Annotated in this window: 19 protein-coding genes and 1 pseudogene; 5 read left to right on the forward strand and 15 right to left on the reverse strand. The window is 74.1% G+C overall.

Translation table 11 applies throughout. From position 1 onward, the window contains the following. Window positions 1-79: 79 nt before the first annotated feature. On the forward strand, window positions 80-469 hold the full coding sequence (locus CHF16_RS13905) for a hypothetical protein (RefSeq protein WP_089326428.1): 390 nt from the start codon (window positions 80-82) through the stop codon (window positions 467-469). Between the two features lie 61 nt (window positions 470-530). Here CHF16_RS13905 and CHF16_RS13910 read toward each other — a convergent pair whose 3' ends face one another. Beyond that, on the reverse strand, window positions 531-1,640 hold the full coding sequence (locus tag CHF16_RS13910; protein ID WP_089326429.1) for an NAD(P)H-dependent flavin oxidoreductase: 1,110 nt from the start codon (window positions 1,638-1,640) through the stop codon (window positions 531-533). A gap of 354 nt (window positions 1,641-1,994) precedes the next feature. Next, window positions 1,995-3,143, reverse strand: coding sequence for a cell envelope lipid trafficking protein PgfA (pgfA, locus tag CHF16_RS13915; protein WP_089326430.1), 1,149 nt, complete (start codon window positions 3,141-3,143; stop codon window positions 1,995-1,997). A 240-nt stretch (window positions 3,144-3,383) separates the two neighbouring features. Between pgfA and CHF16_RS13920 the strand changes: the two genes are divergently transcribed. Together CHF16_RS13920 and CHF16_RS41350 are read left to right on the forward strand one after the other, a co-directional pair. After that, window positions 3,384-4,136 (forward strand): class I SAM-dependent methyltransferase, encoded by a 753-nt coding sequence (locus CHF16_RS13920; RefSeq protein ID WP_245868463.1) that lies wholly within the window; start codon window positions 3,384-3,386, stop codon window positions 4,134-4,136. Next, window positions 4,133-5,356 carry an acyltransferase family protein gene (locus CHF16_RS41350; protein ID WP_245868465.1) on the forward strand — a complete coding sequence of 408 codons (1,224 nt, stop codon included), beginning with the start codon at window positions 4,133-4,135 and terminating at the stop codon, window positions 5,354-5,356. The genes CHF16_RS13920 and CHF16_RS41350 overlap by 4 nt, the downstream gene beginning before the upstream one ends. 1,165 nt (window positions 5,357-6,521) lie before the next feature. Here the strand turns inward: CHF16_RS41350 and CHF16_RS41355 are convergent. The 12 genes and pseudogenes from CHF16_RS41355 to CHF16_RS13980 all read right to left on the reverse strand — a co-directional run. After that, window positions 6,522-9,776: pseudogene (locus CHF16_RS41355) on the reverse strand (alpha-(1->3)-arabinofuranosyltransferase domain-containing protein); the annotation flags it as partial. A gap of 31 nt (window positions 9,777-9,807) precedes the next feature. Next, complete coding sequence (locus CHF16_RS13935) at window positions 9,808-10,986, reverse strand: glycosyltransferase family 4 protein (RefSeq protein WP_089326433.1); 1,179 nt, start codon at window positions 10,984-10,986, stop codon at window positions 9,808-9,810. Further along, complete coding sequence (locus tag CHF16_RS13940; protein ID WP_089326434.1) at window positions 10,983-11,846, reverse strand: glycosyltransferase; 864 nt, start codon at window positions 11,844-11,846, stop codon at window positions 10,983-10,985. The genes CHF16_RS13935 and CHF16_RS13940 overlap by 4 nt, the downstream gene beginning before the upstream one ends. Window positions 11,847-11,859: 13 nt before the next feature. After that, on the reverse strand, window positions 11,860-11,991 hold the full coding sequence (locus CHF16_RS41835; RefSeq protein ID WP_274704639.1) for a hypothetical protein: 132 nt from the start codon (window positions 11,989-11,991) through the stop codon (window positions 11,860-11,862). After that, a complete protein-coding gene (locus tag CHF16_RS13945; protein ID WP_143227973.1) occupies window positions 11,991-13,760 on the reverse strand; it encodes an MmpA family trehalose lipid delivery protein in 1,770 nt (589 codons plus the stop codon). The genes CHF16_RS41835 and CHF16_RS13945 overlap by 1 nt, the downstream gene beginning before the upstream one ends. Before the next feature lie 13 nt (window positions 13,761-13,773). Next, complete coding sequence (locus CHF16_RS13950) at window positions 13,774-15,900, reverse strand: acyl-CoA dehydrogenase family protein (RefSeq protein ID WP_089326436.1); 2,127 nt, start codon at window positions 15,898-15,900, stop codon at window positions 13,774-13,776. 54 nt (window positions 15,901-15,954) lie between these two features. Then, window positions 15,955-17,253 (reverse strand): hypothetical protein, encoded by a 1,299-nt coding sequence (locus CHF16_RS13955; protein WP_089326437.1) that lies wholly within the window; start codon window positions 17,251-17,253, stop codon window positions 15,955-15,957. Between the two features lie 75 nt (window positions 17,254-17,328). Then, window positions 17,329-18,159, reverse strand: coding sequence for an EI24 domain-containing protein (locus CHF16_RS13960; RefSeq protein ID WP_089326438.1), 831 nt, complete (start codon window positions 18,157-18,159; stop codon window positions 17,329-17,331). Window positions 18,160-18,170: 11 nt separating this feature from the next. Further along, window positions 18,171-19,037 (reverse strand): SDR family NAD(P)-dependent oxidoreductase, encoded by an 867-nt coding sequence (locus tag CHF16_RS13965; RefSeq protein ID WP_089326439.1) that lies wholly within the window; start codon window positions 19,035-19,037, stop codon window positions 18,171-18,173. 49 nt (window positions 19,038-19,086) lie between these two features. Beyond that, a complete protein-coding gene (locus CHF16_RS13970) occupies window positions 19,087-21,282 on the reverse strand; it encodes a hypothetical protein (RefSeq protein ID WP_089326440.1) in 2,196 nt (731 codons plus the stop codon). Then, window positions 21,282-22,031, reverse strand: coding sequence for a hypothetical protein (locus CHF16_RS13975; protein WP_089326441.1), 750 nt, complete (start codon window positions 22,029-22,031; stop codon window positions 21,282-21,284). Before CHF16_RS13975 ends, CHF16_RS13970 begins: the two co-directional genes overlap by 1 nt. Before the next feature lie 66 nt (window positions 22,032-22,097). Then, window positions 22,098-22,736, reverse strand: coding sequence for a Crp/Fnr family transcriptional regulator (locus CHF16_RS13980; protein WP_089326442.1), 639 nt, complete (start codon window positions 22,734-22,736; stop codon window positions 22,098-22,100). Window positions 22,737-22,785: 49 nt separating this feature from the next. On the opposite strand from CHF16_RS13980, the gene CHF16_RS13985 reads away from it, so the two are divergent. Both CHF16_RS13985 and CHF16_RS13990 read left to right on the forward strand, forming a co-directional pair. After that, the gene (locus CHF16_RS13985; protein WP_089326443.1) at window positions 22,786-23,649 is read left to right on the forward strand and encodes a TIGR03619 family F420-dependent LLM class oxidoreductase; all 864 of its coding nucleotides are present in this window, start codon (window positions 22,786-22,788) and stop codon (window positions 23,647-23,649) included. Between the two features lie 25 nt (window positions 23,650-23,674). Further along, a complete protein-coding gene (locus CHF16_RS13990; RefSeq protein ID WP_089326444.1) occupies window positions 23,675-24,112 on the forward strand; it encodes a nuclear transport factor 2 family protein in 438 nt (145 codons plus the stop codon). Between the two features lie 4 nt (window positions 24,113-24,116). Here CHF16_RS13990 and CHF16_RS13995 read toward each other — a convergent pair whose 3' ends face one another. Further along, on the reverse strand, window positions 24,117-25,139 hold the full coding sequence (locus CHF16_RS13995) for an effector-associated domain 2-containing protein (protein WP_143227974.1): 1,023 nt from the start codon (window positions 25,137-25,139) through the stop codon (window positions 24,117-24,119). Window positions 25,140-25,440: the final 301 nt, after the last annotated feature.

A 25,440-nucleotide genomic window follows, 5' to 3' on the forward strand; every position in this document is an offset into this window, starting at 1 on the left:
GAGTTTTGCCGTCCCTCTCCCGTGGCACCGCTCAGGGCAACCGAGTCACGGAAGGACTGAGCAGGCCATGGCCTTGCACATGCGACGCAGACGGCCCACCACGACGGAAGAGGCGCCGCCCCAGCGGTGGACGTGGCGCCGGCGGGGCACGGGCGGCGCCGCGACGGCCGAGCGCAGGCCGGCGCGCTGGCGGCGCGCCAGGCCGAACCCGGTCAGCGCGATCATCATGGCGGCGGGCTGGGCCGCCGCCGCGCTCCTCGCGCTCGGGATGCTGCTGACCTGGGGCGAGGCGAACCCCGGCAACGTCATCGTGGACGGCGTCCTCGACGCGGGCCGCTGGCTCGCCACCCCGTTCCACGACGTCTTCACGCGCACCGACCCGGAAGAGCAGCTCTACATCAACTGGACCCTCGCGGGCGTCGTCTACTACGTCCTCGCCCGGACCCTGTCCTGGATGACCCGGTTCTGAGCACCCGAAAGGCCCCGGCCGGCATGGAGGGATGTGGCCGGCCGGGGCCCTCTCGGGGGGATCAGCCTTCGGTGATCGTGTTGAGGCGCTCGATCGCCTCGACGTACTCCTCGATCAGGTCGTAGACGACCTGCGCGGCCGGCTTCACCTGGTTCATCGAACCGACGATCTGGCCGACCGGGAACGTCACCAGCTCGCCGTCGCCGGACCGCTGGATGCGCGGCAGCGCGTCCGCGATCAGCATGAACTGCATCGGCATCGGCAGGTAGCCCGGCGACTTCTCGCTCTCCCACGCCTCGGTCCACGCGGTCTTGAGGAAGCGGGCGGGCTTGCCCGTCCACGCGCGGGACCGGACGGTGTCGCGGGACGTGGCCTCCAGCAGCTTCGGCAGCGCGCGCTCCGGCGTGTCGGCCTCGTCCACCGTCAGCCAGATCGAGCCCGTCCAGACGCCGTCGGCGCCGAGCGCCATGCCCGCGGCCATCTGCCGGCCCCGGCCGATGCCGCCCGCGGCCAGCACGACCACGTCGTCGCCGACCGCGTCCACGACCTCGGGGATCAGCACCATGGTCGCCACGTCGCCGGTGTGGCCGCCGGCCTCGGTGCCCTGCGCGACGATGATGTCCACGCCGACCTCGACCTGCTTGCGGGCGTGCCGCGCGTTCGAGGCGAGCCCCGCGACCTTCACGCCGTGCTGGTGCGCCTGCTCGACGACGTCCGCCGGGGGCGGGCCGAGCGCGTTCGCCAGCAGCGCGATCGGGTGCTTGAGCGCCACCTCGACCTGCGGGCGGGCGGTCACGTCCGTCCAGCCGAGCAGCGCCTTGCCCGCCTTCTCCGAGGGCGGGTCGACGCCGTGCTCGGCCAGCAGGTCCTCCAGGAACTGCTTGTGCTCGGCCGGGATCATGCCCTGCAGCTTGCCGAGCAGCTCCTCGGCGTCGCCCATGTCGGCGCCCTCGTACTTGGCGGGCATGACCACGTCCACGCCGTAGGGCTTGCCGCCGACGTTCTCGTCGAGCCACTTGAGCTCGAGCTCGAGCTCCTCGGGGGTGAAGTGCAGGGCGCCGAGGACGCCCATGCCGCCGGCGCGGCTCACCGCCGCGACGACATCGCGGCAGTGACTGAACGCAAAGATCGGGTACTCGATGCCGAATAGTTCGGTGACTCGTGTCCGCACAGCCTCGACCCTAAGCGCGCTCCCCCGAAACTGCAACAGGTTCTACTTACAAATCTGGGCGCGGCCGGCGCGGGGCACCGCGCCGAGCGCGCCCCTTTATGCCCCACTCGTCGGATTGCCGCCCGACAACCGGGCCGTTCCTTCGTCCACCCGGCGTCCCATCCCTCCCGCAGGGCACCGCACTAGAACACGTATCACCCAGCCCTCGCCGGGCGGGCGTGACGTTCTCGGGCGTGTGCGGCCCGGCGGGCGGGCAGGCCGGCACAGGACGGGAGACCGGCGGCCATGCGTCACCGGCCCGCGACCAGAAGCGCCGGGGCGGGCTACCGGGCTGCGCCGTGAAGAGGGTCGCCGTCAGGGGCGGCGGGAGGGGCCGGCGGCCTTGCGCTGCTGGCGCTGGCTGCCGGGCGCCTGGCGGCGGGACGGTGCCGGCGCTCCCTGCCGGGCCGGTGACCCCTGCCGGGACGGCGGGGAGGGAGGGGACTGCGGGGAGGGGGGCCGCGGCGGGCCCTGCGGGGTCATGTCGCCGAACTTGCCGTCGGCGCGGCGGGGCGCCTCGATGGGCGGGGGCTCGCGGCGGGCCAGCCCCATGAAGCCGCCGACGAACAGCAGGATCAGGCCGACGAAGATGGACCCGGCCGGAAGGTAGCTGCGCACCAGGTCGATCTGCAGCGCCGTCCCGTTGGCCATGTCGACCATGGCCTTCTGGTCCTTGTCGACGCTGATGAGGTCGGCCTGGGCGACGATCATCTTGCCCTTGCCGTCCGCCGTCTGGACGGTGCTGCGGATGTTCTTGCGGTGCTTCACCGGGATGCCGGTGCGCGGGTCGACCCAGACGGTGTTGTACGCCTCGGTGTAGCGGTCCACCTTCTGGTCGGGGGTGCCCTCGGGCAGGCCCAGCATCTTGGCGGGCAGCTTGGTGTCGAGGGCCGCCGTCTTCGTCAGCGGAATGGTCTGGGTGAACCGGTACGTGGTGAGCCCGTGGACCTTCTCGACGGCGTTGAACTGCATCGGCGCCGACTGCTTGGTGGTCATGTCGAAGAACGGGTAGTCGCGCTTCTGCACGTTCGCGATGGGGAACAGCAGCCCGTAGCCCGACATGCGGACGGCGTTGTCGCCGTCGACGTTGACGCCGCAGCAGTTGACCAGGACGCCCGTCCGGCGGTCGAAGGCGATGCGGAAGCCCTGGATCTGGACGGGCGTCTCCGGCTTGGCCTGGTCGTAGATGTTGGTCGTGGAGTCCCAGACCGCGATGTCGTCGTTGCCCTCGTTGGCGCGGACGTCACCGCGGACGGTGTTCTTGGCCAGCAGGGTGACGCCGGTCTTGACCTTGAGGTCCGCCTGGTCGAAGTACGTCGCGTCCTTCGACTCCAGGGACGTCACCTGGTAGCGGTTCAGCGGCGCGACGACCACCTGGTCTGCGATGTAGAAGCGGATCAGCGGCGCGAGCGCGAGGAAGAAGGCACCGAGGCCGATCAGGACCAGGCCGACCGGTCGCCGCATGAACACCTCCGAGGGGGTGCCGTCGTCATCGCCGACGGCCGCGTCATCGTCAACGGCCGAGAGGCCGGGTCCGGGATGCCCGGATCACACTACAGGACCCCTTATGCGGGAGCCCGACAAGTCCCGTTCCAGAGTAGGGGACGGGTGCGCGCCGGATGAGTACCGGCGGGTAAGCTCCGCGTTACCTTCGGACGTGATGACCCGGTGAGGTGGGCGTTGACCTCGGCGTATGGCCATCGGGTGGCGCGGAGCGAGCCGGTTCCCCGGCACTCCGCGACACTGGCGCGGTCGGTGCGGCTGCTGAACGCGTTCCGGCACGAGCGGAGGGATCCGGAGCGCTTCTACGACCTCATGGCGCGCGACACCGTCGCGCTGCTCGCCACGTACACCGAACTGAAGGACGCGACCGTCATCGACGTGGGGACGGGCTCCGGGTTCTTTGCGCGCGCGCTGAGTGCGGCGGGTGCGCGCTGCACCGGCCTCGACCACGACCTCGGTGAGCTGACCGCGCACGGCGAACCGGGGGCGAACCAGCTCGTCGCGAGTGCGCTCGCGCTCCCGTTCAGGACGGCCGCCGCCGACGTGTGCTTCTCATCGAACGTCCTGGAGCACGTCCCCGACCCGTGGCGCATGGCAGGCGAGATGGTCCGCGTGACGCGGCCGGGCGGGACGGTCTTCCTGTCGTTCACCAACTGGCTGTCCCCGTGGGGCGGGCACGAGACGTCGCCGTGGCACTACCTCGGCGGCGACCGGGCCGCCCGCTGGTACGAGCGCCGGACGGGGCGCCCGCCGAAGAACCGGTACGGGCGCACCCTGCATCCCGTGTCGGTGTCGGCGGCGCTGGCGTGGGCCCGGGGGCGCGACGACGTCCGGGTCCTGGACGCCCTGCCGCGCTATCATCCGCGCTGGGCCGAGGCCGTGGTGCGCGTCCCGGGACTGCGGGAGGTCGCGACGTGGAACCTCCTCCTCGTGCTCAGGAAGAGGGAGTCGTGAGACCTGCCGCGCCGCCGCCGATCTCGGGCCACCAGGACACGATCGACGGTGTGCGCGCGGTCGCGGCCCTCGCCGTCCTGGTCTTCCACGTCGCGAGCTCGGCGGGAACCATCACGAACCCGGACGGGCCCGGCTGGCTCTTCAACGGCGGCCAGATCGGCGTGCCGATCTTCTTCGCGCTGTCGGGTCTGCTGCTGTACCGGCCGTGGGCTGCGGCGGCCCTGGACGGGCGGCCCTCCCCCCGCACGATCACCTACCTGCGCAGGCGCGTCCTGCGCATCATGCCCGCCTACTGGGCCGTGATCGTGGTCTTCATGGTCACGGCCGGCCGGGACCACATCGGCGACCCGGTCACCTGGGCGTCGCTGATGACGCTCACGCAGACGTACGTCCCGGACGCCTGGTGGCCCACCGGCCTCGGGCCGTCGCATCTCGGGCAGTTCTGGAGCCTCGCCGTCGAGGTCGCCTGGTACGTGACGCTGCCGGTCACCGCGGCCGTCCTCGCCTGGTACGCGCGCCGGACGCGGACCCACGACGTCGGTGTGCGGGCCAGGCGGCTGCTGGTCGGCATCGGCGTGTACGCGTCGCTGTCGCTGCCGTGGTCGGTCGTGCTGTTCGTCCCGGAGCGGCAGGAGCGGATGGGCCTGTTCCTGCCGCGGTACTTCGCGTGGTTCGCGATCGGGATGGCGCTCGCGGTGGTGACGGTCTGGGCGCGGCTGGACGACCGCCGCCCGGTCGCGGCGCTGTGCCGGGCCGTGTCGGACTCGTGGGCGGCGTGCTGGGCGGCCGCGGCGATGCTGTACGTGGTAGCGGCGACGCCCGCGGCGGGCCCGCTCAGCCTCCAGGACCCCGACGTGTTCTGGACGTCCGTCCTGCACGTCGTCGTGTTCGGGCTGTGCGCGGCGGCGTTCGTGGCGCCGGTCGCGCTGGCGCCCGCGGGGCAGCCCGTGCTCGGCGCGATCCTCGGCAACCCGGTGATGCGGTTCCTCGGCCGGATCTCCTACGGCGTGTTCCTCTGGCAGCTCCTGATCATCGTCTCCTGGTACGACGCGGCGGACCGGACGTTCCGGGGGGACGTGGCGACGGATCTGCCCCTGATGGCGGCGGCGACCATCGCAGCGGGGACCCTGAGCTACTACCTGGTGGAGTGGCCGGTGCAGCGGCTGGCCCGGCGCCGGGACCGGGCCCGTCCGGCCCCTGCCCCGGTGCCGTCCAGCTGAGCGAGATCCGCCGCGCGCCGGGGTCGCCGCCGGGCGGTCTCGGCCGCCACAGCTCCGCCGCGAGGCGCCCGACGATCGCGATGCCGAGCAGTTGCGGCGCGATGTCGGCGAGCGCGCCGGACGGGGCGGCGGGGTTGCCCGGCACGTCCAGCCACCGCGCGGCGGCGAGGCAGCCGGTGCCGGCGAGCATCGCGGCCGCGATCACCCACGGGGAGGCGAGCGCGCGCAGCACGGCGGAGCGGCGGGTGCGGGCCCACCCGCACACGGCCGCGACGCCGAGCGCGACGGCGAGGCCGGGTACCCCGGCGATCCAGCCGCCGAGCGCGGCGGCGAGCCCGATCGCGGCCCACGCGGGCCAGCCCGTCCCGGCGACCATGGCGCGCGGGTCGGGGCGGCGGCGGCCCGCCGGGCTGCCCGGCCAGACGCTGGCGATCAGCAGGACGAGCAGCAGGTTGAGGCCGGTGACGACGGCGATCCGCTGGGCCCGGTCGGGGGTGTAGGCCAGCTCGATGACGCCGCTCGTGCCGGCGGGCACGAGCCAGCCCTGCTTCCACCCGTCCAGCCGGACGGCGCGCAGCTCCTTGCCGCCCGCGGTCGCGCGCCAGCCGGTGTTGAAGTTCTCGTTCACGGTCAGGAACGAGTCGGCGGCCGCGTCCACCCGCAGCTCGCGGGAGCTGGAGCCCCAGTTGAGGACCTCGACCTGCTGCGGCGGCGCGGCGTCGGCGGACGCCCGCGGCCTGGCCCCGACCGTGACGGTGTCGATGCGGTAGTTGTCGAACGGCATCGCCGCGAGCCGGTTGCTCCCCTCGGCGAGCACGGCCTGCTTGCACGCGCTGAACTTGAGCGGGCGGCCGGCGAGCAGGTCGCCGAGCGTGCCGGTCGCCTTCGTCTGCACGACCCCGCTCTCCCGCTGCCCGGCGGCACCGCGTCCGCGCCCTCCGCCGCCGTTCCCGCCGCCGTTCCCGCCGCCGGTCTCACCGCCGCCGGCTCCGGACTCGCCCGACGTACCGGCCGCACCGGCCGCGCCGATCCGCAGCTTGGGCCCGAACCCGCACGGCAGTTCCAGCGGGTAGGAGCGCACGTCGGGGAACGGCTTCACCCCGGGCACCTTCAGCTCGGCGAGCTGGATCGGCTGGGGCCGGCCGTCCCGGAAAAAGGTGATCTTCAATCGGTCGGTGGTCATCGGCGCGAACGACAACTTGCCCGCGGCGTCCGACAGGCCCTCGCGGGTCTGGCCGCCCGCGCCCTCGACGCGCAGCCGGACCGGGCCCGCCGCGCCTGGCGGGCGGGTGGCCGTCACCGTGGACACCCGCTTGCGGCCCTTCCACCGGACGCTGTAGGCGGGCTCGTCGTCGCTCTCCCCCGCGATCCAGGACGTCGCGGGGTCGCCGTCGAAACCGGACCTCGCCTGGTCGGCCGGGTGGCCGGACAGCGTGGAGGTCGCGGCGACGGACGGCTGCCCGTGCACGGTCGTGTACCGGTCGATGAGCCGCCGGTCGGTGAGGACGGCGGTGCCCGTGACGGGCGCCCGGCCCGCGACCGCCGAGGTGAACGTCCGGTCGAAGCCGTCGCCCTCCTCGTCGCCGGAGCCGAGGGCCGGCGAGCACACCCAGCGCGCGCTGCCCCGCACGCACTCGCTCCGCGCGCCCGGCGCGCGGCTCATCACGTAGGTGGCCGGGCCGTCGACCCCGGACGGCGCGGGCAGCGCGTAGGTGCGGGTCGGGGTCACGCCCGCGATCGCCACCTCCGACACCGCCGCGCGCGCGAACGCGGGCACGGCGGGCTTGGAGGCGAGGGCCGTGATCCGCAGCCGCAGCCAGCGGGTCGGGCCCTCCGGCACGCGGAGCGCCTGCGGGTCGGCGCTCGGCCGGACGGCCTGCTCGACCGCGCCGTTCTCGGTCTCGACGGCGACGCGCGACACCGGCGGGCCGAGCGCGGCGTCCTGCGGGAACGCGGCGGTCATGGTGCGCACGTCGCGAGGCCGGTCGAAGTCGGCGCGGAGCCACTGCCCGACCGGCCCGTCGTAGCCGGCGGTCTCCCACGCGGACAGCGGGTCGCCGTCGAAGGCGGCGAACGGGACGGCCTCGGGCTTGCGGGCCTGCGGGATCGCGTCGTCGCCGCCCGCCGACGTGGACGCCGTGATGTCGCGGACACCGCCGCCGTAGGCGGCGTGGGTGGCGTACCGCGCCCAGCCCGTGTCGAGGACGTCGGCGGCCTTGCCCCGCTGCGCGGCGGACAGCGTCGGGGACGTCTGGTGCAGCTCGCCGAAGTTGCGGCGGACCAGCCGGGGCGAGTCGGTCACGACCGGCGTGCCGCCGAGGTCGGCGGCGTCGTCGTCCAGCAGGACGGGCGCGTCCGGCAGGGCGCCGTCGTCGGCCATGGCGAGCAGCGACTCCGGCCCGCCGTAGACGCGGACGGAGTCGCCCGCGCCGGTCAGGCTCGCGACGTCGGCGGCGCCCTCGACCTCGTACACCTCCAGCGGCGGGTACCGCTGGTCGACGGCCGCGACCGCGTCGTCGCCGCCGCCGACGGGCGCGCCGAACGCGGCGACCCTGCGCAGGCCGGGCGAGTCGTCGAGCGCCTGGTGGAGGCGGGCGGGCCAGCCGCCGCGCAGCGCCTCCCGCCGCAGGTCGTTGCGGACCAGGACGTAGCGGACGCCCATCCGGCCGAGGAAGGCGCTCAGCCCCGGCGAGCCCTGCCCGGAGCGGACCTGCTGGTCGATGGCGTCCAGCGCCCGCGTGTAGCCGGGCGACCCGGCGGGGACGAGCTGGCGGACGCCCCACCGCGCGGTCAGCAGCGGCTGGACGATGTCGTCCATCGGGCGGCCCCACAGGTACTCGCCGAACGGCGCGCCGGGCACGGCGAGCACGCCCTGCTGCCCGGCCCGCGCGTTGATCCAGGACGCCGCGTCCCGCCAGTACCTCGGGACGTCCTTGAACTCGCCGGGGCCGGACAGGCCGTGCGAGACGACGGTGAGGCCGATGCCGCCGAGCGCGACGGCGGCGACGGCCGGGAGGCCGAGCAGCGACCGCGCGGCCTGGCCGAACCCCTGGCCGGACCCGCCGCTCAGGCTCCGCACGCCGCTCTCCGGCCGCCGCGCGGCGCGGGCGTCCCGGGCGGCCCGGGCGCGCCGCCCGGCCGCGGCGAGCAGGTGCGCGAGGCCGAGCGCGAGCGGCAGCCGGACGACCGCGTCGAACTTGTGCAGGTTGCGGAGCGGCGCGAGCGGGCCGTCCAGCAGGTCGCGCAGCTGCGCCGCGAACGGGCCGGGGATGTCGCTGAGGTGGCCGAGCGAGATGACCGCCACCCCGGCCAGCAGCGTGACCAGCAGGAACGTCCGCTCCGGGAGGAGGCGGGCGAGCAGCCCGGCCAGCCCGAGCGCGGCGACGACGCCGGTGCAGACGATCGGGACGGGACTGAGCGAGAGGCCGTGCCCGACCGGCCACCAGACCTGGCCGTCGACGATCAGGTAGTTGACCCAGCGCTCGGCGCCGCGCAGCACGTTGACGAGGCCGGTCGGCCCGGTCGTCGTCGCGGCCTTCTCGGTGTAGGTCAGCCAGGAGAACCCGTACGTGCCGGTGAGCAGCAGCGGCACCAGCCACCACGCGGTCGCGGCCCCGGCGGCCGCCGACCACCAGGCGAGCATCCGGGCGCGGAACGACCCGCGCGGCCGCGTCAGGATGTAGAGGAACGGGACGACGAGCACGGCGACGGTGGCGGTCGCGTTGATGCCGCCGCAGCACGCGATCGCCAGCCCGGACCGGGCCGCGGCCTTCAGCCGGCCGGTCTCCCCGGACGCGGCGGCGGCGAGCGGCAGGACGATCCACGGCAGCATCGCGACCGGCAGGTACTCCGAGGAGATCTGGCCGAGCGTGGCCAGCCCGTTCGGCGCGAGCGCGTACGCCATCGCGGCGAACAGCCGGGTGCCCTGGCCGTCGCCCTCCGGCCCCGAGCCGCCGACGCCGAGCCGCCCGGCCAGCCGCCAGGTGCCGACGAAGGCCAGGCACATCAGCAGCGACAGCCAGAACCGCTGGGTGATCCAGGCGGGCATCCCGGCCAGGTCGCCGAGCGCGAAGAACGGGCCCATCGGGAACAGGTAGCCGACGGCCTGGTTCTGCAGCTGGCCGAACTGCTCCGGGTCCCACAGGTGGAGGGCGCGGCCGAGGAACCCGAGCGGGTTCACCGCCATGTCGATCTTGGTGTCGGCGAGGATGGCGCCGGGCCGGGTGGCGAACGCGAGCGCGCTCAGCGCCAGGCAGCACGCGAGCACGCGCAGCCGCTCCCGCAGCCGCGCGGCGGCGTCCGGGCCGGCCGGCCCGGACGCCCCGCCGGGCCCGCGGGACGCGCCGGCGCGGGGCGGATTCGCCTCTCCCACGGCCATGCTCGCCCCCTGCCCCTCTCGTGCCCGTCGTCCGGGACCCATCCGTCCCGGGTGCCCCGGTCCTCCCGGGATGTCAGCCTGAGTGTCCGCCACCGTACCGGCGGCCGCCCGCGCTTCCGGCGGCGGCGCCGTCGCGCACGGCGGCGGTCACGAGGTCGCGCATCCGGCCGGCGGTGCGCGCCCAGTCGAACTCTGCCGCCCACCTCTGACATTCCGTGGCCGTCCGCTCGCGGAGCGTGGGATCGGCCAGTTCCTTGAGGGCGCGCTCGACGACTCCGCCCAGGTCATCGCCCTCGCGGACGAGCCAGCCGGTCGTCCCGTCGCGGACGGCGTCGCGGAGCCCGTCCACGTCGAAGGCGACGGTCGGGACGCCGAGCGCCGCGGCCTCGATCACGCTGAGGCCCCACCCTTCGCCCTGGGAGGCGCTGAGGTGCAGGTCGGCGCGGGCGACCAGGGCCGCCTTCACGTTCTCCGGGACGTATCCGTGCGGGATGACGACGCCGTCCAGGCCGCGCGCGCTGATGGCGGCCTTCAGCGATGGCGCTTCAGGGCCGTCCCCCACGATGTGGAGCTTGAGCCCGGGGTGGCTTCCGGTGAGGCTCTGCGCGAGGTCCAGCAGGAGGTTGAGGCGCTTGTGCGGGACGAGTCGCGTCACGCACACCAGCTCCGGCTCGCCCCGCGCTTCGGGCACCTCGCCGTCCGGTTCGGCGACAGACGACCCGTTGTGGACGACATGGGCGGGACCGGTCCAGCCCAGCCGTTCCCTGACGGCGCGCAGCGTGGACGGCGAGACGACCACGAACGCATGCCGCCGGTAGGTCCAGCGGCTCACCGGCCCCTCCAGCACTTGCCCGAGCCAGGCGAGCCATCTGGGGAAGTACAGGCCGAACTGGGCGTCGTGCACATGGTGGACGACGCAGAACACCGGTACACGGCGCGCCAGCACCCACGGCGTGAAGAAGGGGATGCCGTTCTGGCAGTCGATGACCGCGTCGAAGCGCCGCCGGTGCAGCAGCATCCAGAGCAGGACGAGCGGGTAGACGGTGAAGCGCCCGCCGAGGCGGACGAACTCCACGTCCTCCACGCGCCCCCCGCGCCGCTGACCGGGGGCCCTGCACGTCACGTAGTGGACCTGAGCGCCTTCGCGGGCGAACCTGCGCGCCAGTTCCCAGGCGTACCGTTCGGCACCGCCGGCGGCGGGGTGCCAGGGATCCCGCCAGTTGACGACCGCCAGCCGCAGATCCGCGCTCATCCCGACTTCGCGCTCGGCGCCGGCGCCTGCTCGGGGACGGCGACGGCCGCCGGGCGCGGCTCGGGGAGCTTCGGCTCGGCGAGCATCGTCCGGACCGGCACCACCGGGATGATCGGCGTCGCCGGAAGGCGGGGCATGCGGAACCCGACGCGCGCGCGGATCCGCGTCAGGTCCACCAGGCATTGGAACGAGTGGCGCCACACCGAGAAGGTGGAGCCGGGGCGGTCACGCCAGACGACCGGAATGGCCGTGACCGGCGCCCCCTGCCGCACGCAGTGGGCCAGCAGTTCCACGTCGAACGAGAACCCGGTGGTGCGCAGCCGCTTCGCCGCCGTCCGGCCGAGCGGACCGTCGAAGAACTTGAACCCGCACTGGGTGTCCTGGATGCCTCCCACCAGGTCGCGGACGATCCGGTTGAACGTGATGGCCCCGAGCCGCCTGACGGGCAGCGCGTATCCTTGGACGACCGACCGACCGTGGCGCCTTGACCCGACCACGACCGGGCGGCCCTCGCGCAGCAGGACGATGGCTTCGTCCAGCGCGGCGAGGTCTGTTGCCATATCGGCGTCCATGAACCCCACGTACGGGGCCCTCGTCTCCAGCAGCCCGGCACGGACCGCCGCACCCTTACCCCTGACCTCGCACCGCACCAGCCGCACCGGCACCGGACCCTCGAAGGACCGGACGATGCCGGCCGTTCCGTCGGTGCTGGCGTTGTCGACGACGATGACCTCCGCCCGCAGCGGCAGGGCCGCGAGCTTGTCGCACAGCAGCGCCAGTCCCGCCGGAAGCCGGTCGGCCTCGTTGTAGGCGGGAACGACGATCTCCAGCAGGGCGGGGCCGTCACGCCGGGTCCCCATCAGGGCCTACAGGTCACCGGGAGCCGTAGTTGTACAGCGGCTCGATGACCGGGTCCTTCTGGGAGGCGTTCACGAGCTGGACCGTACTGAACGACACTCCGGCGGCCAGCAGTACGCCGACCAGCGCGGCGATGGCGATGCGCATCAGGGGGTCCTTCGTCGATGAGTGCTGCGGGGCTTGGTACTGCCGAGTAATGGAAGGCTCAGAGTAGTACGTGGGGCCAGGATTGACCAGAAAACGACCAGACTGAGGATGCCCCAGGCGGCGGCCACCGGCGGCACCGGCACCGCCGTCCCGCCACCCTTCGCGGCACTGCCCGCGGCCCCGTCGATCCGGTAGACGGCGAGGTCGGCGCCGCGCAGCACCTCGACGGCCGCGCCGGACGGGCGGACGGAGCCGATCTCCGCGTCCACCACGACGTACCGCACGCCCATGTCGCGGAGCGTGTCGGCCCGCGGCGCCCCACTCTTCGCGACGGGCGCGAGCCGCACCGCCCTGGGATCCTCCTGCGGGACGGTCGTGCCGCCCACGGTGACGGCGTCGTCGACGATGACGCGTCGGTGCAGGTAGCGGGGCAAGGGGTCGAGCACGCGGCGCCCATGGTTCCATGGGTAGCTCCGGTACGACGCCCATGGCAGCACCAGCACGTCGCCCTCCGCCGGGTCGCGGTCGATGATGTGCTGCGCGCGCGCCCAGTCGTCGGGGTAGTGGACGGCTCGCAGGTCGCCCGCCGCCCCCCACGCCAGTGTCGGCAGGAGGAGCACGGGCACGGCCATCGCCGCGGCGGCCACCCCCGGCCATCTCGCCTCGGCCGCTCTGTCGGCGGCGACTCCGAGCCCCACCGCGACCACGACGGCCAGCGGTGCCGCGTACTGCTGCCCGTCCCGCAGCACCGCGAACCCCGGCCACAGGCCGATGAGCCCTTCGAGGACGGGAGCGGCGACCGCGCCCAGCGCGGCGATCGCGAACCCGGCCGCCGCCGCGACCGCCGCCCCGCGCCACCATTCGGGTTCCCGCCCCCACACGCCGTACGCGACGAGCGCGCCCACCACCACCAGGAGCCAGAGCGTCGCCGTCACCGGCGCCCCGTAGCCGCTCGGCACCGTCTCGCCGTTCCATACACCGCCAAGCAAGAGCAGGCTCCCGAGCGTCCCGAAAGGCGTGTCGGCCCTGGCCGCGAACAGGTCGACGGCCGCTCCGTCCCCCGGCAGGCCCGCTGGCCGCAACAGCCCCGGCACCAGCCAGGGCAGGCTCAACACCGCCGCCGACGCGATGACTCTGAGACCAGCACGACCCTTGAGACCAGCAAGGCCCCTGAGACCAGCACGGGCCTTGAGGCCGGCGCGCGCGGGGCCGCGACCACTCGCCAGCGCGACCGCCAGAGCGGTGACGGCGGTGACGGTCAGTGCGGCGAACCCGCCGATGGCGGCGGGCAGCATCGTACGGACGAGGCGGCGCGTCCCGCCGGGCTCGTCCGTCCGGACGGTGGCCCCCACCACCCACGGCAGCGCCGCGTAGCCGAGCAGCAGCGCCCACTGCCCGAGCAGCAGCCGCTCGGCGACGAACGGGTTCCACGCGTAGCAGACCCCCGCGGCGAGCCGGGGCAGGAGGCGGCGGGACGGCACCAGCGAGGCCGCCGACGTGCACGCCATGACGAAGACCGCCAGCAGGACGAGCTTCTGCACGGCGTCCGCCGGGACGGCGGCGGCGAGCGCGGTGACGAACGCGTCGCTCGGGACGTGCCGGGGCACGATGCCCGTCAGCCCGAACGTCAGGCGCGTGAACGCGGGGTCGGGCACGAACACCATGTCGTACGACAGCACGAAGCCCGGCACGAGCCCCGGCCCCAGTGCCGCAAGCCCGAGCCCCAGCCCGGTCAGTGCGGCCACCAGATGCCGCGTCCCGCCTCCCATGTGAGCCTGGACGCTACCTCACCGGCTCGGGGTCCCGGGGAAGCCCGAGGATGCGCTCGCCGATCACGTTGAGGTTGACCTCGGTCGTGCCTCCGCCGATCGTCATCGCGCGCGAGGCGAGCAGGTACCGGGTCCAGCGCGCGCGCAGGTCGTCCTTCCAGCCGCCGGTCAGCGCGCCCTCCTCGCCGAGCAGGGTGAAGCCGAACTCGGTGACCTGCTGGCCGTGCTCCATCGCCACCAGTTTCCGGACGTTCGCCGTCGCGCCCGGGTCCGTGCCCGAAAGCTGCTTCAGCGTGGCGCGGAGGCCGAGCAGGTTGAACGAGTGCTCGTCGCAGGCGAGCCGCCCGAGGCCGTCGCGGACCACCGGGTCCCCGTCGAGGCCGAGCCCGGCCGCGAGGTCGAGCAGCTTGGGCAGGTCGCCGCCGAGCTGGAAGCTGCTGGTCAGGCCGACGCGCTCGTTCGCGAGGGTGGTGCGGGCGACCCGCCAGCCCGCGTTGACCGGGCCCACGACCAGCTCGTCCGGGACGAAGACGCCGTCCAGGAACACCTCGTTGAACACCGCGTCGCCGGTGCACTCGCGCAGCGGCCGGATCTCGATGCCCGGCGACTTCATGTCGACCAGGAAGTAGGTGATGCCGTCGTGCTTGGGCTTGCCGGGGTCGGTCCGGGCGATGCAGATGCCCCACTGCGCGTCGCGGGCGAGGGACGTCCAGATCTTCTGGCCGGTGATCGTCCAGCCGCCCTCGGTCCGTTCGGCGCGGGTGCGCAGCCCGGCGAGGTCGGAGCCCGCGCCCGGCTCGGAGAACAGCTGGCACCAGATGATCTCGCCGCGCAGCGTCGGCGGCAGGAACCGCTCCTGCTGCTCCGGCGTGCCGTACTGGACCAGCGACGGGACGACCCACGCCGCGATCATCAGCGGCACCGGGCGCACCTTCGCCGCCTTCAGCTCCTGCTGGATGACGATCTGCTCCAGCGGCCCGGCGCCGCGCCCCCACGGCTTCGGCAGGTGCGGCGTCACCCAGCCGCCCTCCGCCATCGCCGCCCGCTGCTCCAGCGGCTCCATCGCGGCCAGTTCGGCGACGCGGGCGCGGATCTCCTCGCGGACCGGCTCGGCGCCCTCGTCCAGCTCGATGCTCATCGGCCGCCGGACGCCCCGCACCGCCAGCGCGGCGACCGCGGCGCGGTGCTCGCTGGCCCGCCCCAGCAGCGCGCGCAGCGTCAGGGCCCGCCGGTACACGAGGTGGGCGTCGTGCTCGTAGGTGTAGCCGATCCCACCGTGGATCTGGATGTTGCCCTCGGCGCAGGTGACGGCGGCGTCCGCGGCGAGCGCCGCTGCGACCCCCACCGCGTAGGCGCGCTGGTCCTCGGGTTCGCTCAGCGCGCGCGCCGCGTCCCACACGGCGGCCCTGGCGCGCTCCACGGCGATGAGCATCCGGGCGCACAGGTGCTTGACGCCCTGGAACTGCCCGATGGGACGGCCGAACTGCTCGCGCAGCTTGGCGTAGGCGACGGCGTCGTCCAAGGCGCGCCCCGCCACACCGCATGCCTCGGCCCCGAGCAGGACGACGGCGAGGGCCTGCGCGTCGACCCCGTCCAGGAAGGCATCGACGGTCACGCCATCGACGGTGACCGATCCCACGGGCCGTGTGATGTCGAGCGACTCCAGCTCCCCCACGGTGACGTCGTCCTTGCCCAGGACGACCCAGCGGTCACCGGCCGGGAGCACGAACAGGTCGGCCAGCGGGGCGCCCAGAACGGGCTGCACCGTGCCGGAGACCGTGGAACCGTCGACGTCCAGGCCGCCGGACAGCGCCACGGCCGCCGTGCGGGAGCCGTCCGCCAGACCGGACGCGTCGGCCCCGGCCGCGTGCAGGATCGCCGAGGCCAGCACGGTCGGCGTGTACGGGCCGGGCGCCAGCACCCGGCCCAGCTCCTCCAGCGCGACGGCCTGCTCCAGGACCCCGAAGCCCTGCCCGCCGGACCCCTCCGGCAGGTGCAGGCCGGGCAGCCCCTGAGCGGCGAGCGCCGGCCAGAACCCGGCGTCGGCCTCCCGCGCCGCCGCCGGAGTGATGTTCCGCTCCGCGAACCCGCGCACCGACGCCGCCAGCGCCTCGTGCTCCTCGGTCAACCCGATCGCCATGGCCACACCCCTTCTCGAACGTGGCCACAGCCTATTAGAACGCCATTCGGGTTGTCAGCGCGCGAGCTTCAGGTGGGTGAGGAACGCGTTCAGGTCCGGCCAGTACTTCTTGTGCGTGTTCGGCATCGAGGCGAACACCACCGCCGGGGCCTCCCGGCCGGTGTCGACCACCGCGGTGGCCACGACCTCGCCGGTCGCCCGCACGCCGTCCCGCTGGTAGGTGAGGTAGGAGGCGATCAGCCAGCCCTTGCGCCCGCCCACCGTCAGCTCCTGCGACGCCAGCGGCGCCGTCTTGTGCGGGAACGCGTAGTACTGCCCCTCGTACCCCTGCGCGGCCAGGGCCGTGACGTTCTTCACGCTCTCCGGGCCCTGGTAGGCGGACAGCAGGGTCGGGGCCAGCGTGCCGGTGAGCAGCTGGCCGTACCAGAGCTGCTGCGCGCGCCGCTCCGTCACCATGATCTGCTGCCCGGACCACCCCGGCGTGCCCAGCTTGTTCTTCTTCGTGGGCAGCTGCCAGGGCGCGGCGAAGCGCGGGTAGGACAGCCCCGAATGGGTGTCGTTCACCCGGCCGAGCATCCGGCTCGGCCGGCCCTTGAACGTGGCGAGCGGCTTGTCCGGCGGGAGCTGGACCCGCGTGGCCTCGGACTGCTCGGCCGCGGCCCGCTTGTCGGCGTTGCCCGCCGGCTCGCCGGACTCGTCCCCGCCGCTCTTGACGAAGTACACCGCGCCGGCCGCGATGAGCGCGACGACCAGCAGCCCGACCCCGCCGAACAGCACCAGCCGGGACCGGCCGCCGCCGTCGTCGAACCCGTCACCGGACGGCTTCGGGGAACCGCCGAGCTTGGCGTCGGCCGACTCCTCGTCGGCCATCCAGTCCGGCATCTGCCAGTTGCCGCTGCTCGGCTTGCCCGGCTTGGCGGGCTGGCCGCTCCCCGTGGGGACGGCCGGAACGTAGTTGGAATCACCCGGGCCGGAGTCGCCCGCGCCCTCGTCGAAGAGCAACCCCTCCCACTGGGGGGCCTCCTCCTCCCGGCGCGCGGCGGGCTCCGCCTCCGCACCGGACTCGGCGACCGGCGCGACCTTGACGTCGTCGGCCTCGCGGTCGGCCTCGCGGTCGGCGGGCTCCTGCGCCGGGGGCTCCTCGACACGGCCCCACACGTCGTGCGGCGCCGCGCCCTGCTCGGCAGCGGCCTTGCCACCGGCGGGATCGGCGGGCGCGAACTCCTCCGCCTCGGGGAGGGCCGTTCGCGGACCGGTCGCCTCGTCGGCGCCGGGGCCCTGCGGGAATCCGTCCCGCGGCTCGTTCTCGCTCATGTCGGTCCAGCGCACACCGCGCTCCCCCTGATCGGACATGCGGCACACGTTACGCGAAGATCAGCAGTCGCAATCCGGGCGGTCATCACGCTCCGGACACATCTTCCCATCGGCTCAGTGATGCTGCGCCATACCGGCGTCACCCGCTGTGACCAGTGGGTCATCTGCCAGCCGCTCACGGGCCATCAGCGTCGCCCCGGCCACCGCGCCCGGCATCGCGAGCACCGCGCCCAGCGGGATGAGGAACACCACAAAAGTCGCCGCGCCGAACCCGACGACGAGCGGCCGGTCGGCCCGCATCCGGGCGAACCGCTCCCTGCGCAGGATCCCGCGCCGCTCCAGCGCGACGGAGGTCAGCTCCCCCGCGAGGAAGTATCCGGACACCAGCGCCGCGACCACCGGGACGACCGTCTGCCCCACCACCGGCAGGAACCCGCACGCGAAGAACACCACCGCGAACCCCAGCGCGATCGCCCCGACGACCAGCGTGTCGGCGATCGCCCGCCCGATCTGGGTGAGCAGCGGGACGTCCGGCTCCGGCGGCGCGCCGCCCTGCGACTCCTCCACCCGCACCGCAATGGCCTCGTAGAAGGGGTCGCCGACCAGCAGCGTCACCGCGGTGAACGTGATCATCGCGAGGAACAGCGCGGCACCGTAGATCGCCACGCCCGCGACGATCCGGGCGGACGTGCGGGCGGCGTCCGCCCACCCGTCGGCGAAGCCCGTCACCCAGCCGGCGAGGTCGTCGACCTTGAACGCCAGGAAGACCAGGGCCGCCATGTAGACGGTCAGCACGATCAGCGCCGGGATCAGCCCGAACAGCCACTGCGCGGGGTGGCGGGCGGTCCAGCCGAGGCCGCGCAGCAGGTAGCCGGCGCCGCCGAACAGATCCTTGACCGCGGACGGCTTCGCCGCCGCGGGCTGTGGGAGGTGCGGTTGGCTCACGCACCCTGACCCTATAGGGAGGGCAGCCCTACGAGCCGGGACGAACAATCCCAGACCGCCCGCTGCAACTCCCGATCCTTCAGCGCTCCCACCGTCGGCAGGAGCCCGGCGCCGGGCGTCGAACTGTGGAAGCCGCCGCTGCGCGTCTCGAACTCCTCGTGCAGCGCGACCTTCAGCGCCATCCGCGCCCCCTGCGCGGGCGTCCGCATGAACGGGGTGCGCGACAGCAGCGCCCCGGCCCGCCCGGTCCCGGGGACGTCCCGCAGCAGCCCGGTCGCCACGACGCCCGGACAGACGGCGTTCACGGTGACCCCGCTGCCCTCCATCCGCCGTGCCAGCTCCTGCGCGAACAGGATGTTCAGCAGCTTCGACCGCCCGTAGACCCGCACCGACCCGGCCGGCCCGTACGACCCCGGCTCCGCCAGCCGCTCCACCTCGAACCGGTCGGCCTGCCGGTGCGCCTCCGACGCCATCACCACCACGCGCGACGGCGCCCCCTTCTCCAGCAGCCCCAGCAGCCGGTTCGTCAGCAGGAACGGCCCCAGATGGTTCGTCGCGATCATGCGGTCGTACCCGTCGGCGCTGACCTTGGCCCGCAGCAGGTGGACGCCGGCGTTGTCGACCAGCACGTCCAGCCGGTCGAACCGCTCCTCCAGCGACGCCGCGACCCGCTCCACGTCCATCCGCACCGACAGGTCCCCGAGGAAGGTCTCGACCCGCGCACCGGGCACGTCCCGGACCAGCTCCTCCACGGTGGCGGCGGCCCGCAGCTCGTTCCGGCAGACGATCCCGACCAGGAACCCCGCCCGCGCCAGCCCCCGCGCGATCTCCTTCCCGATCCCGGACGTCCCTCCGGTCACCACCGCGATCTTCCCCATGCCCCCACCGAACCACCCCGCCCCGCCGACCGGCAAGGGACCTCCGCCCCTACCCGCCCCCCAGCACCCGCCGCCGGACCTCGACCCACACCATCAGCAGCAGGCGCTTCCACTCGGGCAGCAGCAACACCACCAGGACGTCGTCCCGGATGCCCCGGCGGTCGCGGGCGTTCCCGGCCCAGGCGCGCGCGAGCTCCACCATCAGCGCCCGGCTCGCCGGATCGCGCACGGCGACGGAGGTGAACAGCCCGACGATCCGCGGCCGCAGGTCCGGCCGCGCCTCCGCCGTGTCGAGCCAGAGCATGATCGCCTCGGGGACACCCTCCCGGCCCGCCCGAGCCAGCGTCTCCATGGCCAGCAGCGCCGACCATGCCGATGCGCACGCGGTCGGCTCGACCGCGCCGGGCCCGGTCAGGACGGCCGCGAGCCCGTCCGCGCCGCGCAGGCCCGCCAGCTTCAGGAACAGCTCCGCGCCGAACATCGAAAGCCGCCCTCCCATCGGGGACGGGTCGTCTCCGGCGCCCGCCCAGACGAGCGCCGCGCGCAGCACCGCCCCCCGGTGGACCTGCGCCAGTCGCAGCGCCGCCTCCAGCGCCACCGCCCGGACACCCGGGCCGCACACCGCCAGCCGCGCGACGGCGTCCAGGACGGCACCGGCCCTGGGCGGGCCGGCACCGTCCGGCAGGGCGAGCAGGACTCGCAGCGCCACGCCCGCGAGCCGGGCGGCGTCCCGCTCCGAGGTGAAGCGCGCCGCGGCACCGCACCAGGCCAGCGCCGCCTTGGCGACCTCCTCGCCGTGGGCCGCCGCCAGCTCGACCGCCGCGTCCACGACCTCGTCGCGGACCTGCTGGTCACCGTTCGCCGCGAGATGCTTGAGCCGGGTCAGCGCGACCGACGGATACGTCCCGCCGAGCACCTGGCAGACCCGGACGATCGTCAGCTTCAGCGTCTGCGGCGTCCCCCGCTCCTTGGACCACTCGTAGAGGAACCTGCGCACCCGCCCGCCGACGACGGGATGCAGGCAGGTCCCGACCAGGGCCAGGTAGGCCAGGTCCGCCAGACCTCGCCGGGCCCACTCGGACACGGTCGGCCGGATGAAGCTGGGCAGGTCGGCCGCCGCCGCCAGGTCGGCGAACACGGTGGCCACCCTGCGCTGGAGCGGGGCGTCCAGGCCCACCGCCTCGTCGGTCGGCAGCTCCGACAGCCACGCCAGCAAGTCGGTCCGCACCAGCGGGTAGTCGCGGCACGCGTGCCGCAGCACCGAGGACGCGTAGCCGTGCCGGCGGAAGAGGATCCGGTCGTCCTCCCGGTCCGCGCCGAGCAGATCGCTGAGCTCGGCGGACGGGCACCAGGCCAGCCCGCCGCCCTCCACGTTGATGCGCAGGTGCCGGGCCAGGGACAGCGCGGCCCCGTACACGCTCGACTCGCCCGCGGGCGCGATCGCGGCGGCGGCGATCAGCAGCGCCCGGTTCCGCAGGTCCGGGTAGTCGGCGAACCAGCCGCGCAGCTGCTCCTCCCACTCGCGGTAGGCGCGCTCGGCCTCCCCGGCGTCGCCGGTCTCCCGGACAAGGTCGGCGAGCCGCCGGCCGTCCGCGGGGGAGGCGCCCTTCAGCAGGTCGGCGGCACGCCCCCAGTGGGGCCACTGCGTACCGCCGAGACCGCACACGTCGAGCCGGCGCCGGTAGACGGCGTCGGCGGACGGCGGCTGCACCGGCACCGGCCGGAGGAACTCCGCGAACCGGCGCAGCTCGGCCGCGGTCCCCACCACGAGGACGATGCCCCGGGAGCGACCGAGGACCACCTCCAGCCGGGACCGGAGGCGCGACGCGTCGTCCTCGTCGGCCGCGCGCACCAGGTACACGCAGTCGACGCTCCAGTCCTCCTCCGCGTCGTCCTCCGCCGAGGAGAGCGGGCGGACCGGCAGGTCCGGACGGAGTTCCCGCGCCGCCGCGACCGCCGTGGTCGTCACCCCGGCGCCCTCGTCCCCGGCGAGCGCGACCACGCGGTCGCGCCGCAGCACGTCCACGATCAGGTCGTGGTTCCCCGCGCGCACGTAGCCCGCGACGCGGTCGGCGATCTCGCTCTCCGACAGGCCCATCGTGGAGCGCGCGCGACCGGCGTGGAAGTGCATGATCAGGTCGCGGGAGACCGTGTTCCCGATCGCGTTCTGCGTGCCGTCACCGATGATCGTGACGTCCCCGCCGTCCCGGCCGTCCCCGCCGAGCACGTCGTCGAACGGCGCCATCACCGCTCCTGCCGGAAGTCGCCGCCGACCGTGTTGCCGATCGCGTTCTGGGAGCCGTCCCCGCTGATCGTGATGCCGCTGACGGACGGCCCGGCCGCCGGTCGCGCGGGCGCCGCGGCGGCGCCGGTGGGCTGCTCGCGGTGACCCGGCCGTCCCGCCGCCGACGGCACCGGCACGTACAGGTACGCCGGCCTGGCGTACTGCTTGACCTTCGCCTCCACCTCCGTGAGCTGGCTTGCGCGAAGGGCGGTGCGCCCGCCCTCGACGTAGGCGGTGAACAGTTCCCGCGAGAACGCGAAGACCGCGAAGGTGACCTCCGGGTCGCTGTTCTCGAGCGCGTCGCGCAGCGGGCCGCTGTCGAGCAGCCGGCACGCGTCGACGACGGCGGTGGAGATCCCGGGTGCGGCGGGGCGCTCGTCGTCCACGAGGCCCACGTGCAGCGCGGCCCGCAGCCGCAGCCGCAGTCCGCGCGCCCGCAGCCCCGGCGCGCCCGCGGCCAGCTCGTCCTGGAGGCGGCGCGCGAACGGGTCGACGAGCGCGGGCACCGCCTCGTGCGGCAGGACGGCGAGGATCCCGTCGCCGGTGCTCTGCGTGAACCGGGCCTTGCGCCAGGTCTCCCCCAGCCCGCTCGCCTCGAAGGCGGCGGCCAGGACCCGCCGTATCTCCAGGTGGACGTCCGGCAGCTCGGCGTCGCGGTGAGCGCTGAACTTCTCGGCGTCCACGACCAGGACGGCGCGGTACTCCTCCATGCGGCCTCCCAAGTGGTGCGGATGGCCACAACACTGGCGACATTCCGTCCGGTGCTCTGTCAGGAATCAGACAGAGTCCCGGCCTGATCCGGCCAAGGCGCGGAGCACGCGGCGGTCGGTGATGACGGTGCGGCCGCGTTCGGTCGACACGGCGCCGAGCTCCCGGAGCCGTGCCAGCTCGGCGGCGACGACGCCGCGGGACAGGCCGACCGCCTGCCCGATCTCCAGCTGGCTGAGCCCGACCTCGCCGCCGGTCACGGCGAGGCGCAGCAGGGCCCGGACGACGCGGGGGCCCGCGGGCAGCGCGGCGGTCTCCGCGCGCCACTCCTCCCCTTCGCGCAGCCGCCGCATCGCGTGGCGCAGCAGGTCCGCCTCCGCGCCGGCGGCGCGGACCATCGCGCGGAAGCGGTCCGCGGGGAGGACGCGGGTGACGCAGGGGTCCATCGCGACGACCGTCGCCGAGCGGCCGTCACCGCCCAGGACGGCGATCTCCCCGAGCAGCTCGCCCGGACCGCGCACGGCGAGCAGCAGGACCCCGCCGTCCGGGAGGGTGAGCAGCGCCTTGATCCTGCCCGACAGCAGGAGGAGCACGTGGGACGGCGGGTCGCCCTGCCGGAGCAGGACGTCGCCCGCGCGGAAGCGCCGCTCGGCGCCCGCCTCGACGAGCGAGGCCCAGGTACGGGGCGGGACACCGGCGGGGACCATGCGTCCATGATGCCTGGCATAAAATTAGAACGGGTTCTAGTATCTGGGCATGAGGTTCACCTACGCCGAGGCCATGACCGACCCCTCGTTCTACGTGCCGCTGGCCAGGGCCGCGGAGGCGGCCGGGTACACGAGCATGTCGGTCGCCGACTCGCTGGTCTATCCGAAGGAGTCCGACTCGACCTACCCCTACACCGCGGACGGCAACAGGGAGTTCCTGGAGGACAAGCCTTTCATCGAGACCTTCACGCTCATCGCGGCGTTGGGGGCGGTGACCAGCACGCTGCGGTTCACGCCGTTCGTGCTCAAGCTGCCGATCCGGCCGCCGGTGCTGGTGGCCAAGCAGGCCATGTCGGTCGCGGCGCTGACCGGCGGGCGGCTCGGGCTGGGCGTCGGGCTCAGCCCCTGGCCCGAGGACTTCCAGGTGATGGGCGTGCCGTGGGAGCGCCGCGGGCGGCGGATGGACGAGGCCATCGACATCCTGCGCGGCCTCAGCACCGGGGAGTACTTCGAGTTCCACGGCGAGCACTTCGACGTCCCGGCGATCAAGATGGCGCCGGCGCTGCCGTACCCGATCCTCGTCGGCGGGCACAGCGAGCCGGCGCTGCGGCGGGCGGTCGTGCGCGGCGACGGATGGATGCACGCCGGCGGCGACGACCTGGACGCCCTGCTGGCCAGGCTGCGGAGCATCCGCGAGCAGGAGGGCAGGAGCGGCGAGCCGTTCGAGATCCACGTGATCTCCATGGACGCCTACACGCCCGACGGCGTGAAGCGGCTGGAGGACACGGGCGTCACCGATGTCATCGTCGGCTTCCGCATGCCCTACGCCAAGGGCCCCGACACCCAGCCGCTGGCCAAGAAGATCGAGGCGCTGGAGCGGTTCGCCGAGGACGTGATCGCCAAGGTCCAATAAAACGAGAACACGTTACAATTCCGCCATGGACGCGATCACCTGGAACGCCTCCGAGGCCGACCACCCGGCGCGCCGCGCCGCCCGCGCCTCGATGGCCGCCGTCGTCGAGGGCCGCAAGGACGACTGGCTGGGCCTCTTCGCCGAGGACGCCCTCATCGAGGACCCCGTCGGGCCGTCCTTCCTGGACCCCACCGGCAACGGCCACCGCGGCCCGGAGGGCATCAGGGCCTTCTGGGAGAACTTCGTGTCGACGATCGCCGGGTTCCGGTTCACCGTCGCGGACTCGTTCGCCAACGGGCCCTGCTGCGCGAACGTCGCCACGATCACCACGACGACCCCGGACGGCTCCACCATGACGATCGACTGCGTCCTGATCTACACGGTGGACGGGGACGGCCGGATCACCTCGCTGCGCGCCCACTGGGAGCCCGACCGCGCGATGGCCACCCTCACCAAGGGATGACGCCTCAGCCCGGCCAGGCGTCATCGGCGGGCGGCAGCAGCGACTGGGCGATCGTTCGCTCCAGGCGCCGCACCGCCATCGACTCGCCGACGAACCCCTGGATCGCCTGAAGGAGCTGCTGCAGGCCGCCCGAGTAGTCCAGGCACGTCTGCACGATCGCGAACAGGTCGGCGCGCGCCTCCGCCGACCGCGGCACCGCCCCGGCGATCTCCGCCGACAGCGCCCCGACCACCTGGTCCCGCCCGCGCTCGGCGCGCAGCCGGGGGATCTCCAGCAGGCCGTCCACGACGCGGAACAGGGCGGGCAGCGGCACGTCGGACGGGCCCGGCGGCGGCTCCTCGGACCGGAACCGCGGCTCCTCCGACCGGAACGGCGGCTCCTGCACCGCCGGAACCCCACCACCGACCGGACGCACAGGACGGCCGCCCGGCACGCGCACCCACGCCTCGTCGGACGTCTCCTTCACCCGAACCTCGACCCGGTAGTAGTCGTCCGGATCGACCAGCCCGCGGCCGTGGCGCACGACGTCCTCGTACACCCGCTTGGACACGATCACCGCGATCCCGGTCTCGGCCGCGGCGACCGCCTCCTTCAGCGGCGCGGCGTCCAGCAGCCGGAACGCGTGCGTCAGCGCCGTGCTGACGACGCCGTGCGCGTCCGTCTCCGCCTCGCCCGCGCCGACCGCCACCCGCAGCCGCATCCGCGCGGCCTCGCTCGCCGCCGCGTTGTGGTGCCGGACCTCCGCGCGCAGCCGGTCGACGACCCCCGTCAGCAGCAACTCCGTCCGGACGTGCGGCGGCAGGACGACCATCACCCCGTCCCCGCGGTCCTCGTGGTAGCAGTCGCCGAGCCGCAGCCCGGCGCCCGCCAGGCTCCGGTCGAGCCCCTTGTACATCGCCTCGCGCACCCGCACCCGCACCGGGTCGGCGCGGGACGCGGCGCTGAACCCGGCGATGTCGCAGAGGAAGAACGAGCACATCCCCCCGGGCCGCCATCCCTTCGGGGCCGGGCGCAGGGTCTCCGTCACGGGCACCTCACCGGTGGTCGCTGCCGATCCCACTGTGCAACCCTCGGCCGACTCCGGCAATAAAAGTGCGTCAACCGTCACACTCCGGGCGTCGTCCCAGGAAGCACGGCATATTGGGCGCTCACGGTGATGGACGGGGGAATGGCCACCACCGGGACGCGTTTCGGCAAGACCTCCCTCCCCGCGCCTCCGAAGAACGGCCGGGCGGGCGGACGGCGCAAAGAATTCCACGGCGCGTCTTCTCCGAGTTTCGCGCGCGGGACGCCACCGGGTCCATATGATCGTCGCGTCGCGGCTAGTC

It is taken from the genome of Actinomadura meyerae, assembly GCF_900188445.1.
GTDB lineage: Bacteria > Actinomycetota > Actinomycetes > Streptosporangiales > Streptosporangiaceae > Spirillospora > Spirillospora meyerae.

Excerpts from the sequence above, each read along its gene's own strand:
- CHF16_RS13985 (WP_089326443.1), top strand. The coding sequence starts at position 22,786 with ATGAGGTTCACCTACGCCGAGGCCATGACCGACCCCTCGTTCTACGTG.
- CHF16_RS13965 (WP_089326439.1), bottom strand. The coding sequence starts at position 19,037 with ATGGGGAAGATCGCGGTGGTGACCGGAGGGACGTCCGGGATCGGGAAG.
- CHF16_RS13950 (WP_089326436.1), bottom strand. The coding sequence starts at position 15,900 with ATGGCGATCGGGTTGACCGAGGAGCACGAGGCGCTGGCGGCGTCGGTG.
- CHF16_RS13940 (WP_089326434.1), bottom strand. The coding sequence starts at position 11,846 with ATGGGGACCCGGCGTGACGGCCCCGCCCTGCTGGAGATCGTCGTTCCC.
- CHF16_RS13980 (WP_089326442.1), bottom strand. The coding sequence starts at position 22,736 with ATGGTCCCCGCCGGTGTCCCGCCCCGTACCTGGGCCTCGCTCGTCGAG.
- CHF16_RS13970 (WP_089326440.1), bottom strand. The coding sequence starts at position 21,282 with ATGGCGCCGTTCGACGACGTGCTCGGCGGGGACGGCCGGGACGGCGGG.
- pgfA (WP_089326430.1), bottom strand. The coding sequence starts at position 3,143 with ATGCGGCGACCGGTCGGCCTGGTCCTGATCGGCCTCGGTGCCTTCTTC.
- CHF16_RS13990 (WP_089326444.1), top strand. The coding sequence starts at position 23,675 with ATGGACGCGATCACCTGGAACGCCTCCGAGGCCGACCACCCGGCGCGC.
- CHF16_RS41835 (WP_274704639.1), bottom strand. The coding sequence starts at position 11,991 with ATGCGCATCGCCATCGCCGCGCTGGTCGGCGTACTGCTGGCCGCCGGA.
- CHF16_RS13955 (WP_089326437.1), bottom strand. The coding sequence starts at position 17,253 with ATGTCCGATCAGGGGGAGCGCGGTGTGCGCTGGACCGACATGAGCGAG.
- CHF16_RS13905 (WP_089326428.1), top strand. The coding sequence starts at position 80 with ATGCGACGCAGACGGCCCACCACGACGGAAGAGGCGCCGCCCCAGCGG.
- CHF16_RS13935 (WP_089326433.1), bottom strand. The coding sequence starts at position 10,986 with ATGAGCGCGGATCTGCGGCTGGCGGTCGTCAACTGGCGGGATCCCTGG.
- CHF16_RS13945 (WP_143227973.1), bottom strand. The coding sequence starts at position 13,760 with ATGGGAGGCGGGACGCGGCATCTGGTGGCCGCACTGACCGGGCTGGGG.
- CHF16_RS13975 (WP_089326441.1), bottom strand. The coding sequence starts at position 22,031 with ATGGAGGAGTACCGCGCCGTCCTGGTCGTGGACGCCGAGAAGTTCAGC.